Annotated in this window: 10 protein-coding genes; 4 read left to right on the top strand and 6 right to left on the bottom strand. The window is 75.6% G+C overall.

Translation table 11 applies throughout. The features are described from left to right. On the top strand, window positions 1–2,698 hold a 2,698-nt coding region (locus AA75_RS24645), incomplete at its 5' end, for a bacterial transcriptional activator domain-containing protein (RefSeq protein ID WP_051813234.1). A 73-nt stretch (window positions 2,699–2,771) separates the two neighbouring features. Here AA75_RS24645 and AA75_RS24640 read toward each other — a convergent pair. Both AA75_RS24640 and AA75_RS24635 read right to left on the bottom strand, forming a co-directional pair. Beyond that, entirely contained in the window at window positions 2,772–3,308 is a 537-nt protein-coding gene (locus AA75_RS24640) for an HAD domain-containing protein (protein ID WP_033822397.1), read from the bottom strand. Beyond that, window positions 3,308–4,213, bottom strand: coding sequence for an AraC family transcriptional regulator (locus AA75_RS24635; RefSeq protein ID WP_051813233.1), 906 nt, complete (start codon window positions 4,211–4,213; stop codon window positions 3,308–3,310). Before AA75_RS24635 ends, AA75_RS24640 begins: the two co-directional genes overlap by 1 nt. Window positions 4,214–4,410: 197 nt before the next feature. Here AA75_RS24635 and hemC point away from each other — a divergent pair, with 197 nt between their 5' ends. The 3 genes from hemC to AA75_RS24620 all read left to right on the top strand — a co-directional run bounded on the left by hemC (window position 4,411) and on the right by AA75_RS24620 (window position 8,613). Continuing rightward, a complete protein-coding gene (gene hemC, locus AA75_RS24630) occupies window positions 4,411–5,346 on the top strand; it encodes a hydroxymethylbilane synthase (protein WP_033822414.1) in 936 nt (311 codons plus the stop codon). A 116-nt stretch (window positions 5,347–5,462) separates the two neighbouring features. Then, window positions 5,463–6,434 carry a zinc-binding dehydrogenase gene (locus AA75_RS24625; protein ID WP_033822396.1) on the top strand — a complete coding sequence of 324 codons (972 nt, stop codon included), beginning with the start codon at window positions 5,463–5,465 and terminating at the stop codon, window positions 6,432–6,434. 307 nt (window positions 6,435–6,741) lie between these two features. Further along, on the top strand, window positions 6,742–8,613 hold the full coding sequence (locus AA75_RS24620; RefSeq protein WP_149038347.1) for a hypothetical protein: 1,872 nt from the start codon (window positions 6,742–6,744) through the stop codon (window positions 8,611–8,613). A gap of 180 nt (window positions 8,614–8,793) precedes the next feature. Here AA75_RS24620 and AA75_RS24615 read toward each other — a convergent pair whose 3' ends face one another. The 4 genes from AA75_RS24615 to AA75_RS24600 all read right to left on the bottom strand — a co-directional run bounded on the left by AA75_RS24615 (window position 8,794) and on the right by AA75_RS24600 (window position 13,570). Then, a complete protein-coding gene (locus AA75_RS24615) occupies window positions 8,794–10,185 on the bottom strand; it encodes a S8 family serine peptidase (RefSeq protein ID WP_033822394.1) in 1,392 nt (463 codons plus the stop codon). Window positions 10,186–10,367: 182 nt separating this feature from the next. Further along, entirely contained in the window at window positions 10,368–11,126 is a 759-nt protein-coding gene (gene fabG, locus AA75_RS24610) for a 3-oxoacyl-ACP reductase FabG (protein ID WP_033822393.1), read from the bottom strand. 47 nt (window positions 11,127–11,173) lie between these two features. Then, window positions 11,174–12,361: an acetyl-CoA C-acyltransferase gene (locus AA75_RS24605; RefSeq protein ID WP_033822392.1), complete on the bottom strand. Its 1,188-nt coding sequence runs from the start codon at window positions 12,359–12,361 to the stop codon at window positions 11,174–11,176. A gap of 60 nt (window positions 12,362–12,421) precedes the next feature. After that, the gene (locus AA75_RS24600; RefSeq protein WP_033822391.1) at window positions 12,422–13,570 is read right to left on the bottom strand and encodes an acyl-CoA dehydrogenase family protein; all 1,149 of its coding nucleotides are present in this window, start codon (window positions 13,568–13,570) and stop codon (window positions 12,422–12,424) included. Window positions 13,571–13,630: the final 60 nt, after the last annotated feature.

The following is a 13,630-nucleotide window of genomic DNA, read 5'->3' as shown; positions in this document are numbered from 1 at the left end:
GGAGACCCCCGCCACCCCGCCGGCCGCCGACCCGGCGCCGGCCCCGGCCCCGAGCACCGTGCCGAGCGCCGAGCCGTCCGCCGCTCAGCCCTCTGCCGCGCAGCCCACCGCGTCGCAGCCGCCGGCCGGGCAGCCGACCGGCGCGCAGACCCCCGCCGACACCGCTCCCGTCCCGGTCGCCGAGGCGCACCGGGCCAAGCCCAGCGACGACTACTCGGTGGCGCTCGCCGCGTCCGGGATCAGCGTGCTGCTGGCCGCCGTGCTGATCGGTTCGGTGGCCCGCCGCCGGGTCGACCAGCAGCGGGCCCGCCGCCCCCGGCACCGGATCGCGATGCCCGCGGCGCCCGCCGCCGCCTTCGAGGCGGAACTGAAGGCACGCCAGAACACCCCCGCCCTCGACCTGCTCGACCGCGCCCTGCGCACGCTGTCCCGCAACACCGTGCGCGGCGACAAGCGGCTGCCCGCCCTGGTCGCGGCCCGGGTCACGCCCGGCCGGACGGTCGAGCTGCACCTCGCCGCGCCCGCCGTGCCGATCGCGCCGTTCCGGGCCGCGCACGCCCCGAACGTCTGGTGGTGCCCGGAGGACTCCTCCGAGCTGCTCTCCGCCCACCAGGCCGCCAAGGCCGCCTCGCCGTACCCGGCGCTGGTGACCCTCGGCAGCTCGCCGGACGGCTCGGTGGTCCTCGCCGACCTGGAGACCGTCCGCCTGGTGCACCTGTCCGGGCACCCGGACGACGCCTCGGACGTGCTGCGGACACTGGCCGTGGAACTGGCGCACAGCCCGCTCGCCGACCGGCTCCACCTGCACCTGGTCGGCTTCGGCCCGGACCTGCCGATCGCCGGGCCCGCCGTGGAGCGGGTGCACCACCACGAGACCATCGAGGCGGCGCTCGCGGTGCTCGGCCCCCGTACGGCCAAGGCGCGGGCCACCCTGGTCGCCGCCGACGCGACCAGTCCGCGGGACGCCCGCAGCCGGGGCCACGCGGACGAGAGCTGGGTGCCCGAGATCGTCCTGTCGGCGCAGCCGCCCGCCGGGAGCGTCCCCGCGGAGCTGGGACGGCTGCTGGACGGCCGCCCGCGGACCTGCCTCGCGGTCATCACCCGGGCGCCCGAGCGCGGCGCCGGGCCGGTGGCCCGCTGGACACTGCCGTGCTCCGGCCAGGCGGCCCTCCCCGGCCTGCACCTGTCGGTGGAGCTGCAGCGGCTGAGCGGCGAGGAGTTCGGCCACCTGGACGAGCTGGTCCGCAGCTCCGGCGACACCACCCAGCACCCGGCGCCGGACTGGACCCTGGACGGTCCGGGACCGGACCTCGAGCCCGCCGAACTCCCGCTGCCGGTACCGGTGCTGGCCGGGGTCGGGGCGAGCGTCGGCGCGCTCGGCGCCGTCGGCGCGTCGACGGCGGGGGAGGCCGGCCCGCGGGTCATCACCCGGGTGGTGGGGACCGGGTCGAGCCCGTTCGCGGGGCTCGCCCCGACCACCCCGAGCGCCTCCGCGGTGGTCCCGGTCGCACCGGTGGCACCCGCGCCCGGCCCGTCGGCGCCCGGCTCTTCCGTCCCCCTCCCGGCTCCCGCGCCGCAGGCACCGGCCCGGCACAGCATCAACGGCCTCGGCCTGCACGCGGCCGGTGCGCCGGCTCCGGGGTCGGGACCGGGGTCGGGTCCGGGCCCGGCGGGTGCCCGGCCGTCCACGCCGGTGGGGGAGCCCACTCCGGTCCACGACGCCGCGCCCGTCCACGACGCTGCCCCGGGGCCGCAGGCCGTCCCTGCCCCGGCGCCCGACCCGGATCGGTCCGTTACCGGGCCCGCCGCCGCGCCCGTCGAACCCGCCGCGTCCCCGGTCGCGCCCTCCACCGCCGTGGAGCGGCCGGGCGGCGGCCGGACCGACAGCGACGACCTGCTGGCGATCCTGCGGTCGCCGGAGGCGCACTCGCTGCGCACCGCGCCCAGGCTGCGCCTGCTCGGCCCGGTCGACGTGCTCGGCGCGGCGGGCACCGCCGAACCGGGCGCGCTCCCGCACCTCACCGAGCTGGCGGCCTTCCTGGCGCTGCGTCCGGGCACCGACCACACCGAACTCGACCGCAGCCTGCATCCCGGCGCCGCCCACCTGGACCCGCATCCGACCGCGGCCGGGCTCGCGGTCAACCCGCTGCCCGGCAAGCTCACCGCGCTGGCGGCCTGGCTCGGCGTCTCACCGGAGGGCCGCGCGTACCTGCCCGCCGAGCAGTCCGAGGGCTACAGCCTGGCGCCCACCGTCAGCTGCGACTGGGACGAGTTCCGCAGCCTGTACCGGCGCGGTATGCGCAGCACCAGCAGCACCGCGGACGCCGCCCTGGCGCACGCGCTGGCGCTGGTGCGGGGGGCGCCGTTCGCGGAGTCCGCCCCCGGCGCGTACGGCTGGGCGGAGGCCGAGCGGCAGGACATGCTCGCGGCGATCGTCGACACCGCGCACGAGCTCGCCGCCCGCCGTCTGCAGTACGGCGACCACCGGACCGCGGAGGCGGCGATCTTCCGGGCCCTGGCCGTCGCCCCCGAGGTCGAACTCCTGCACCGGGACCTCTTCTACGCGTACGCCTCGGCCGGGGCCCGCGACCAGCTCGCCCGCGCGGTCAACCGGCTGGACGCGCTCAGCCGCCGCACCGGCCGTCAACTCGACCCGGACACCGTCGCGTTGCTCCGCGACCTGCTCTCGGGCGGCTGACCGGCGGCTGACCGGCGGCCGTCGTCGTCCGCGTGGGCCGGTGCTCCGGTCCGGCCGGCCCCCCATCGGGTGGTCAGCAGGACCGGAGCAGCGTCGGCCACCGGCCGAGGGCCGTGTAGTCGGCGTCGGTGAGCCCGCGCCGGGGGTCCACCCGGTGCAGCAGCGCCGGGCCGGGGTGGTGGGCCGACACCCAGGCCCGGTCGGCCTCGGTGATCTCGTCGTCGACCCAGAGGAACCGGCGGCCCGCGGCCTGCTCGACCAGCGGCCGGGTCTTCCAGTGCAGGCCGCCGCCGTGCCCGGCCCCGTCGTCCTCGGTGGGCTCCGGCCAGGCCGCCACCGGCAGGGCGGGCAGGCCGAGCAGCGGGGCGACGCACTCGTTCGCCTCCTCGCCCCAGGTGGTGGCCCACACCAGCTCGCACCCCAGCGCCGCCAGCCGCGGCCCGTGGGCGGGGTCGATCCTGGCCAGCAGCGGGTTCGCGCCGGGCCCGGACCCGGCGGGGGTGCGGAAGACCGGGTACCCGTCCGGTAGTTGCTCCCGCGTGGCGCCGAAGGGGATGAGCGGGCCGTCGACGTCGAGGAAGAGCAGCGGGGGCCGCGCGGTGCCGGTCATCACCCCACGGTAGCCGGGCCCGCGGACGCGCCGTCGCCCGAGGGGACGGCCCGCTCCACGGGGATCCACAGTTCGGAGTCGGCGTGTGTGCCGTCCTGGGACGGGCGGGTGCGCAGCATCTCCGGGCCGGGCCGGCTCCGGTACGGGTTGGACGGGAACCACTGGGTGTACACGTCGCGCCACAGGTACTGCAGCGCCTGCGGGTACGGCCCGGAGTTCTCGAACACCGCCCAGGTGCCCGCCGGGACGGCCAGCGCGTCCAGGTCGTCGGGCGGCTCGGCGCTGGTCACCACGGCGTGGTGGTAGTCCAGTTCGACGCCCTCCTCGCGGCTGTCGGTGAGGTGGTCGACCACCGAGACGACCCCTTCGGGCTGCTGGTCGGACAGCTCCGCGATGCGCCGGACGGTCTCCGGGTCGATGCTCCTGATGTGTTCGGCGATGGCGGGGTTGACGCCCTCGTGCACGAGCGGGACCCGTGCGCACCTGCCGACCACCGTGAACCCGGCCTTCTCCACGATCCGGTACCGCATGCTGCTACTCCCTTCGACGATGAGACGGAAGGACATCCGGGGCTGGGACCGCAGGGCCGCGCCGGTGCGCCGGGCCTCGCCCGGACCCACGCCGTGGACCGCCCGGAACGCCCGTGCGAACGCCTCGCCCGAGGTGTAGCCGTAGCTCACCGCGATGTCCAGCAGCGTCCGCCCGCCGGCCAGGACCTCGGCGCCCGCGACGGTCATCCGCCGCCGCCGTACGTACTCCGACAGCGGCATCCCCGCCAGCGCGGAGACCAGCCGGCGGAAGTGGTACTCCGAGGTCATCGCCGTCCGTGCGAGCACCGCCACGTCGATCTCCCGGTCGAGGTGGCGCTCGATGTGGTCCATGGCTTCGTTCAGCCGTTCCAGCACCCGGTCTCTCCTTCCCTTGCGATCACCGACTCTAGGAAGGTGCCACTGTGCCCGACCCGACGATCGGTGCCCGCATCGGTCGGGTCGGCATCGGCCGGGTCCGCGCCCCCGGGGCCCGCGCCGGACCGGGCGCCGCCGCCGGTCCCCGCGGTCGAGTCGATTCCTCGGCGGCGGATCTGACGGTCTATCATCGCGCCATGGCCTCCGCTGAGCTGATCCGCATCGTGTCCCGTTCCTCCCCGATGGCGCTGGCCCAGGTGGAGCGGGTACGGGCCGAACTCGCCGTGCTGCACCCGGGGATCACCACCGAGGTGGTGCCGGTCACCACCTCGGGCGACCGCTGGATGGGCGACCTGGCGGCGCTCGGCGGCAAGGGCGCGTTCACCAAGGAGGTGGACGCGGCGCTGCTGGCCGGAGAGGCCGACCTCGCGGTGCACTGCCTCAAGGACGTGCCGGCCGACCGCCCGCTGCCCGCCGGGACCGTGTTCGCGGCGTACCTGCGCCGCGACGACATCCGGGACGCCGTCGTCCACCCGGGCGGGCTGACCCTGGACGAGCTGCCGGCCGGCGCCCGGATCGGCACCTCCTCGGTGCGCCGGATCGCCCAGCTGGCCGCCTCCCACCCGCACCTGGATTGCGTGCCGATGCGCGGCAACGCCAACAGCCGGCTGGCCAAGCTGGACGCGGGTGAGGCCGACGCGCTGCTGCTGGCGGTCTCCGGTCTGGAGCGGATCGGCCTGCCCGGGCGGATCAGCGAGATCCTGCCGGTGGACACCATGTGCCCGCCGATCGGCGCGGGCATCCTCGCCCTGCAGTGCCGCCAGGACGACACCGCCACCATCGACACCGTGGCCGGCCTCGGTGACCGGGACACCTGGCGCGAGGCCACCGCGGAACGGATGTTCCTGCACGTGCTGCAGGGGCACTGCAACTCGCCGATCGCCGGGTACGCCAAGGCCGAGCCGGACGGCCGGCTGTCGCTGCGCGGGCGGGTGTTCTCGCCCGACGGCAAGCGGATCCTGGACGCCCACGAGTGGGCCGGGGCGCTCTCCCCCGAGGACCTCGGGACGGCCACCGCGCTCGCCCTGAAGCGGCAGGGCGCGCAGGAGCTGATCGAGGCCATCGCGCACTGACGTCCGCCGGCGGCCCGGGGCCGTCCGCCGTCCGGTCCGCCGCCCGCTCTTGACCTCAACCGCACTTCATTTCCGAGGATGACGGGGTCGAGCGGTTACGAGCGGGCGGAGGCGTCATGCGTGCGGTGTGGTTGAAGGAGTTCGGCGGGCCCGAGGTGCTGGCCGAGGGGGAGGCGCCGACCCCGGTGCCGGGGCCCGGCCAGGTGCTGGTGGAGGTCGCGTACGCGGGCATCACCTTCGTGGAGACGCAGTTCCGGGCCACCGGCCGGGGACCGTTCTCGGCCGGGCTGCCGATGATCGCGGGCAACGGCGTCGCGGGGGTGGTCACCGCCGCCGGCCCGGGCGTCGACCGCGCCCTGCTCGGCCGGCGGGTGGTCACCTCCACGGGCGGCTCCGGCGGCTACGCCGAGTACGCGGCCGTGCCGGCCGACGGCCTGTACGAGGTACCCGCGGAGCTCGCGCCGGACGAGGCGCTGGCGCTGCTCGCCGACGGCCGCACGGCCGTGCTGCAGATCGGCGCCGCCGCGCCGCGGCCCGGCGAACGGGTCCTGGTGGAGGCGGCCGCCGGGGGCGTCGGCACCCTGCTGGTCCAGTTGGCGCTCGCCGCCGGGGCCACCGTGGTGGCGGCGGCCGGCGGCGAGGACAAGCTGCGGCTCGCCCGCGGACTCGGCGCGCACGAGACCGTCGACTACCGCCGTCCCGGCTGGTCGGAGCAGCTCGAAGGCGTCGACGTGGTCCTCGACGGGGTCGGTGGCGAGATCGCCCGGGCCGCCTTCGCGCTGCTTCGGCCCGGCGGACGGATGGTCAGCTTCGGTCTGGCGAGCGGTGAATGGAGTTCGATCCCGGACGCGGAGGCCGCCGCCCGGCAGGTCACCCTGCTCCGGCCGCAGCCGACGCCCGTCCAGCTGCGGCAGGCCACCGCCCACGCGCTCGCCGAGGCGGCCGCGGGCCGGCTGCGCCCGGTCATCGGGCGGCGGCTGCCGCTGGCGCGGGCGGCCGAGGCGCACGCCGCCATCGGGTCGAGGGCGACCATCGGCAAGACGCTGCTGGAGGTGCGGGTCGGCCCTGCGGCGGTGGCCGGGAACTGAACGGCGGTCACCGGGAGGGATGTGCCGGCCGGGCCCGGGACCGGTCCCGTACGGTGCCGCGACGGTCGTCGTCCGCCCGGTGACGGTCGTGATCGGCCACGTCATGGTCAAGTCCGGACACTGTGCCGGTAATCCGGGGGATCCCCGGGGTTCCGGCGGCTCCGCGATCCTCCGGCGTTCGGCACCCGGCCTGGCCCGCCGCCCGGACGACCCCTTATGGTGGCGAAATCGGGCGTGGTGTGGGTGCCACAGTGGACAGCGGGACGTCGCGCGGCGGCGGGCGGGGCGGTGACCGGTAGTGGCGGACGTGACGACGACGCCTGGCGGCGACGAGTGGCGGTCCTTCGGTATCGAGGAGACCGTGGCGCTGCCGAACGGATCCGCCCCTGATGACCCGTCGGCGGAGCGGACCGTGCGGCTGCCGTCCGGCCGGATCCCGCCGCCGCCGCAGACGGCGCCCGCACCGGTGCCCTCCACCGGCTGGACCATGACCATGCCCGTCATCCAGCCGCCGGTGCCGCCGCCCGCCGCGGGCCCGGCCCCGGCGACGGCTCCCGCATCGGTGCCAGGACCTGGCGGGGAGCCGCAGACCACCCGCGGTGCGCGCGGCCGGATCCTGGTGATCGAGGGCGGTTACGGCGGCTCGGGCCGCCGGCCGTGGGGCCGTGGCGGCTCCGGGCAGGCCCCGGTGCTGTCCGCGATGCTCGCGGCCGTCCCCCCGCAGATGCTGCTGGTCGCCGACGCCGTCGACGCCGTCCACCTGCCGGGCGCCTGCGACCCGCAGAGCGTGCTGGCCCACCTGCGGGCGGCGGCCCGGCACCAGGGCCCGCTGCTGGTGCACCTCGGCGGCCACCTGGTGGCGGACCGCCGCAGCGGCCAGCTGCACCTGACACTGCGGGACGGCAAGGCGGGCGAGAGCCTGCCCTGGCAGGCGCTGGCGGCCGAGCTGCGGCACCGGCCGGCGGAGTGGGACACGCTGGTGATCGCCGACCTGAGCGCCGACCAGGCCGCGATGCCGCAGGTGCAGAGCGCGATCACCCCGCTGGTGGACGGTGTCCCGCTGTGGGCCGCAGTCAGCGCGGACCCCGACCAGATCGGCACCTTCACCCGTGCCCTGATCGAGGCGCTGCACGGCGGCCGGCCCGGGCTGGAAGCCGTCCTGACGCCCGAGCAGGTGCGCCAGCAGGTGCACTCGGTGCTGCGCCCGGACGTCGTCACGATCACCGCGCACGCCCCCGACCGGCCGGTCTTCCGCAACACCGCCCGGCAGATCGGCGGTGGCGCGGGGACCCAGCCGTACCAGGGACCGCGGCCCGCCGCCGTGATGCCGAAGGCGGCGCGGCCGGCGGCGCGGCCGACGGTCCGCCAGCCGGAGCCGGGAGCGGACCGGCCGACGGCCGATCAGCGCAGGCGGCCGCGGGTGCCGGTGTCGTTCTTCAAGCCGGACGTGCCGCTGACCCCCCGCCGGATCAACCCGGTGTCGCTGCTGAAGGGCGGCGCCGCCCCGGGCCCGGCCGAGCCCGCGGTGACGCTGGCGAAGGGCGTTCCGGCCCCGGCCGCGGAGCCGCCGGTGCGGCTCGCCAAGACACCGGCCGCAACCGCCGGGCAGCAACGGCCGGCGGAGCCGTCCGGGCCGCCCGCGGACCAGCAGGCCGCCGAGCAGCCGGGCACCGACCGGCCGGGCACCGGGCACGAGGCAGCGGGCGACCCCTTCGCGGCCTACCGCGAGGAGATCGGCGTGATCGTCCGCAGCGCGGACAACGGCGACCACGACACCGCCACCGGTCTGGCCCGGACACTGGAGGAGCGGGCGGTCGCCGCGTTCGGACCGGTCGCCCCGGTGGTGCTGCAGGTGCGTCAGGTCCGGGCGCACGTCTCCCGGCTGGCGGGCCGTCCGGCCGTCGCCGCGGACCTGTATCGGGAGGTCGCGCTGACCCTGCTGCGTACCGAGGGCCCCGAGCACCCCGAGGCCCAGCAGGCGGCCGCCAACGCGGAGGCGTGCTGGCGGGCGATCGAGAGCCCGGCGGAGGCGATCGGGGTCGCGCCGGACATCATCGAGCTGCGGGCGCACCTGCCCGGCCCGGAGGGCCGCAAGCTGCGGGCCGCCGAGCGCTATCTGCGGCAGCTGGTCGACGCCAAGGCGGCGGCCGAGCCGCAGCCGGTGCCGGCGGCGGACTGACGCAGGCCGCCCGGCCGCTCCCGGGGTCCGTCCGACCGTTCCCGCCGGGCGCGCGACGTCCCCCGGCCTCCGGCCGGGGAGGTGCCCCCGGCGCCACCGACGGCTGCGCCCCCCGTCCGGCCCGCGCTGGGGTGCGCGGAGCCGTACGGAGGGCGCTGGGCCGGGCGGGACGGTCGTGGGTCAGCGGCCCGCGAGCGCGCGCACGAAGCGGTTGGCGTCGATGGTGCCGAGGCCGGAGGCCAGGTCGTAGCCCTTGGCGGCCTGGTAGCCGGTCACGGTGTCCCAGGAGTTGTCACCGGCGGTGACGTCGGTGATGCCGCTCCACTGGGCGGGCAGGCCGGCGAGTGCGTAGAGCCGCCAGTTCAGCTGGCCGAGCCGGTGGCCGGCGAGCTGGTCGGCCAGCGCGACGATGCCCGAGAAGATCGGGGTGGCCTCGCTGGTGCCGCCGGTCAGGTGCCAGCCGACCCGGGTCGGGTCGTAGGACTCGTACGTCCAGGCGGCGCCGTCGACGGCCGCGCTCATGCTGATGTCGGGGGTGCCGCGGTGGTTGCCGGTGACCTTGGCGACGCCGAGCTGGTACCACGGGCGGTCGAAGACACCGGACACGCCGCCGCCGGCCGCCCCGTAGTCGTCGTGCCAGACCTTGTCGGGGGCGGTCCGCTTGCCGTCGTTGTCCAGGGTCAGCTGGGTGCCGCCGATCGAGGTGACCAGCGGGTCGGAGGACGGCCAGGAGTTGACCTTGTACGGGTACAGGTCGCTGCCGTTCTCCATCGCGTCGGTCGCGCCGGCGTCGCCGGAGGCGGCGAGCACGGTGACGTCCTTGGCGGCGGCCGCCTGGAAGGCGTAGCGCAGGTCGGTCAGCGACTTGAAGTCGCCCTTGTCGAAGCCGGGGAAGGTGTTCTCGGTGGCGCCGAAGCTCTGCGAGATCACGTCCGCGCGGCCGGACTTGATCAGTGCCTTCTCGGCGTCCATCATCTCGGGCAGGCCGACCACGCCCTCGGTCTCGGCGACCCCGGTCTCCACCAGCACGATGTGCGCGTCGGGCGCGATGGCGTGCGCGTACTCGACGTCCAGGGTGGTCTCGCCGGCCCAGCCGGTGTGGTCCCCGTTGGTCGGGTCGAAGGGCGGGACGTTGCCCCACTTGACCACCTCGACCTGGGTGTCGGGGATGCCCCACTGCTTGTCGAAGACCTCAAGGTCGTGCTGGATGGTCGGGGAACCGAAGGAGTCGACGATGACGATCGTCCGGCCCTTGCCGGTGACGCCGTCGTGGTAGAGCGGCCCGAGGTTGTACGCGGTCCGGTACTGCAGCGGCGAGTAGCAGTGGATCGCGAGCTTCGCCACGCAGTCGGAGGTCGGTATCGGCGCGGCCAGCGCGGCCCGGCTGATGTGGCCGCTGGAGGCGGGCCGGACGTGGACGGTGGCCTGCCCGGCCGCGTGGCCGGCCACGGCGGTCGCGGTCTGCGCGGTGACCGTCGCGCCGGTGAGGGCGGTGGCCCCGACGGCGAACAGCGCCAGGGTGCGCGCGGTGACGGAGCGTCGGGGACCCGCGGTGGCGGGGGTGATGCCCATGGGACTCCTCGGGAGGATGGGAGCCGGCCTTGGCGACCGGCCCCCATATCCCATCGGCAGTCGAGCGGGCCTTCCATAGTCAGAGCGGGGCCGTCCGGGTGGTCTGTGCAGGCCACCGGATCAGGTAAAGGGCGGCCCTGCTCTTGGTAAGGTCCCTGCTCAGCCGGTCGGCTGACGGTCGGTCAGCGGGCGCCGCCGTTCACGTAGAGGGTCTGGCCGCTGACGTACGAGGAGTCCTCGGAGACCAGGAAGGCGACCACCGAGGCGATCTCCTCGGGCTGCCCGACCCGGCGCAGCGGGGTGCGCTCGGCGACCTGCGCCTGGTGGTCCTCGGGGGAGGCGCCGACCCGCTCGGCGGTGGCGGCGGTCATCGAGGTGGCGATGTAGCCGGGGGCGACCGCGTTGACGTTGATGTTGAACGGGCCGAGCTCGATTGCGAGGGTGGCGGTCAGGCCCTGGATGCCGGCCTTGGCGGCGGCGTAGTTGGCCTGGCCGCGGTTGCCGAGGGCGGAGCGCGAGCTGAGCGAGACGATCTTGCCGTACTTCTGCTGCACCATGTACTTCTGTGCCACGTGGCTGCAGTTGTAGGCGCTGGTCAGGTTGACCGTCAGGACGGCGTCCCAGTCGGCCTTGGCCATCTTGAAGAACAGGTTGTCGCGGGTGATGCCGGCGTTGTTGACCAGGATGTGCAGCCCGCCGAGCTCCTCGGCGACCCGGGCGAAGACGGCTTCCACCGCGTCGTAGTCGGCCACGTCGCAGCCGTACGCCTTCGCCGTGCCGCCCTTGGCGGTGATCGCGTCCACGGTCTCCTGGGCCCGCTCGGCGCCGAGGTCGACCACGGCCACGGCCGCGCCCTCCTCCGCGAGGCGCCGGGCGGTGGCCGCTCCGATGCCCTGGGCGGCGCCGGTGACCACGGCGACCTTGCCTGCGAAACGTGTCACTGCATTCTCCTTGCTGGGTGAGGGGGGTTCGGGCGGTGTGGGCGGGGTCAGGCGTTCTCGACCAGGACGGCGCTGCCCTGGCCGACGCCCACGCACATGGTGGCGAGGCCGCGGCGGGCGCCGGTCCGGCGCATCCGGTGCAGCAGGGTGGTGAGGATCCGGGCGCCGGAGCCGCCCAGCGGGTGGCCGAGCGCGATCGCCCCGCCGGAGGGGTTGACCAGCTCCGGGTCGAAGCCGAGCTCCCGGACGCTGGCGAGCGCCTGCGCGGCGAAGGCCTCGTTGAACTCCGCCTCCTCGACGTCGGCGACCGACCAGCCGAGGCGGTCCAGCACCTTGCGGGTGGCCGGGACCGGGCCGATGCCCATCACGTCGGGGTGGACGCCCATCGAGGCGCCCGCGGCGTACCGGCCGAGCGGTTCCAGCTCCAGCTCGTTCAGGGCCTGCTCGCCGACCAGCAGCAGGGCGGCGGCGCCGTCGTTCATCGGCGAGGCGTTGCCGGCGGTGACGGTGCCGCCCGGCCGGAACGCGGGCCTGAGGGCGGCGAGCTTGGCCAGGGTGGTGTCCTCGCGGATCGACTCGTCCTGGCCCACGGTCACCCCGTCGGGCCGCTCGACCGGCAGGATCTCGGCGTCGAAGTGGCCGTCCTTGCGGGCCGCGGCGGCCCGCTGGTGGCTGCGCAGCGCGAACGCGTCCTGGTCCTCGCGGCTGACGCCGTACCGGGCGGCGACCTCCTCGGCGGTCTCGCCCATCGACAGGATGCCGTGCAGGTCCTTCATCCTGGGGTTGGTGAGCCGCCAGCCGAGCCGGGTGTCGAAGGTCTCGATCCGGTGCGGCAGTGCCTCGTCGGGGCGGGGCAGTACGAACGGGGCCCGGCTCATCGACTCGCAGCCGCCGGCCACGACGATCTCGGCCTCGCCGGAGCCGATCGCCCGGGCGGCCGTGGTGACGGCCTCCATCCCGGAGGCGCAGAGCCGGTTGAGGGTGGCTCCGGGCACCGAGTCGGGCAGGCCGGCCAGCAGGACGGCCATCCGGGCCAGGTTGCGGTTGTCCTCGCCGGCTTGGTTGGCGGCGCCCCAGTAGACGTCGTCGATCCGGGCCGGGTCGAGCCGCGGCACGTCGGCGAGCAGGCCGCGCAGCACGGCGGCCGACAGGTCGTCGGGGCGGACGGTGGACAGCGCACCGCGCAGCCGCCCGATCGGGGTGCGGCGGGCGGCGGCGAAGTAGACAGGGCGCACTTCTTCGGGCTCCTTATCGGGACTGGACCGGTGGTGGCGGGAGGGATCGGCCCGCCGGGCTCAGAACGCGCTGACGCCGGTGAGGGCCCGGCCGATCAGCAGCTTGTGGATCTGGCTGGTGCCCTCGTACAGGGTCATCACCCGGGCGTCGCGCAGCAGCTTGCCGACCGGGTACTCGTCGATGAAGCCGTAGCCGCCGAAGACCTGGAGGGCGTTGTTGGCGGCCCGCACGGCGGCCTCGCTCGCGAACAGCTTGGCGACGGAGGACTCGGTGGCGAACGGCAGGCCGCGTTCGATGTGGTCGGCGACCCGCCAGGTCAGCAGGCGGGCGGCGTCGACGTCCACCGCGATGTCGGAGATCAGCTCCTGGACCAGCTGGTGCCCGGCGATCGGGCGGCCGAACTGCTCGCGCTCCTTCGCGTAGCCGACCGCCGCGTCCAGGCACGCCCGGGCGATGCCGACGCAGCCGGCGGCGACCGACATCCGGCCCTTGGCCAGTGCGGCCATCGCGACCGAGAAGCCCTTGCCCTCGGCGCCGAGCCTGGCGCTGTCGGGCACCCGTACGGCGTCGAAGGACAGTTCTGCGGTGGCCTGCCCGCGCAGGCCGAGCTTGCCGTGGATCAGGGTGCGTCCGAAGCCGGGCAGGTCGGTCGGGACCAGGAACGCCGTGACGCCCCGGTGGCCCGGTTCGCCGGTGCGGGCGAAGACCAGCGCCACCTCGGCCCAGGTGCCGTTGGTGATGAACATCTTGGCGCCGCTGATCAGCCAGTGGTCGCCGTCGCGGACCGCCCGGGTGGTCAGGTTGGCGGCGTCCGAGCCGGTGCCCGGCTCGGTGAGGGCGAAGCAGCCGAGCGCCTCGCCGGAGGTCAGCCGGGGCAGCCAGTGCCGTTTCTGCTCCTCGGTGCCGTACGCGTTCACCGACTTGGCCACCAGGCCGAGGCTGACCGAGACGATCCCGCGCACCGCCGAGTCGCCGCGCCCGAGCTCCTCCAGCACCAGGCAGTACGAGAGGTGGTCGCCGCCGCTGCCGCCGTACTCCTCGGGGATGGTCAGGCCGAGGAAGCCGAGCTTCGCCAGCTTGCCGACCACCGCCCGGTCGACCGATTCGGCGCGGTCCCACTCGGCCGCGTACGGGGCGACCTCCCGGTCGGTGAAGGCGGCGGCCAGCTCCCGGACGGCGGTCTGTTCATCGGAGAGTTCCAGGTTCACGGCGGGGGACACCTCGATAAACTAGCGCTGCAAGTTTTATCCGGACTCTAACCCGCCGGG

It is taken from the genome of Kitasatospora sp. MBT63 (genome assembly GCF_000710465.2).
Classification (GTDB): domain Bacteria; phylum Actinomycetota; class Actinomycetes; order Streptomycetales; family Streptomycetaceae; genus Kitasatospora.
The sequence above is the reverse complement of the archived record's forward strand: the minus strand, read 5'-3'. Positions and strand labels throughout refer to the sequence as shown.